This is a genomic window from Silvania confinis, from assembly GCF_025564085.1.
Lineage (GTDB): Bacteria > Pseudomonadota > Gammaproteobacteria > Enterobacterales > Enterobacteriaceae > Enterobacter > Enterobacter confinis.
In genome coordinates this window covers 1-437 of the sequence record NZ_JAMGZJ010000032.1, presented here as the reverse complement: position 1 = coordinate 437, position 437 = coordinate 1, and the positions used below count along the sequence as shown (strand labels likewise).

Annotated in this window: 1 protein-coding gene; it reads left to right on the top strand. The window is 62.0% G+C overall.

What is annotated here, in order from left to right; all coding sequences use genetic code 11:
• Window positions 1-437, top strand: a 437-nt coding sequence (locus M8013_RS00145) for a flagellar basal body FlgE domain-containing protein (RefSeq protein WP_272501511.1), incomplete at both ends; no start/stop codon positions are given.

The following is a 437-nucleotide window of genomic DNA, read 5'->3' as shown; positions in this document are numbered from 1 at the left end:
AGCAGGATTTCATCGTCGACAACAACGGCTACCGCCTGCAGGGCTATGCCGTCGGGCCGAACGGCCAGTTGCAGAACGGCGTGGTCACCGACCTCAAGGTCGAGCGCGCCAACCAGGCGCCGCAGGCCACCTCGAGCATCCAGCAGTCGTACAACCTCAACTCGACGCTGAAGCCGCCGACCGTGACGCCGTTCGATCCGTCCGACGCCGCTACCTACAACTCGTCCTCTTCGCTGGGCATCTATGACAGCCAGGGCAACTCCCACACCATGAGCCAGTTCTTCATCAAGAACGAGCCGGACCCGAATGCGACCCCGCCGATTCCGGAGAACAGCTGGACCATGAAAGTGCTGATCGACGGCGTCAATCCGCTCGATCCGTCGAACAAGACGCCGATGAGCTTCAACGTCACCTTCGACGCCAGCGGCCAGATGACC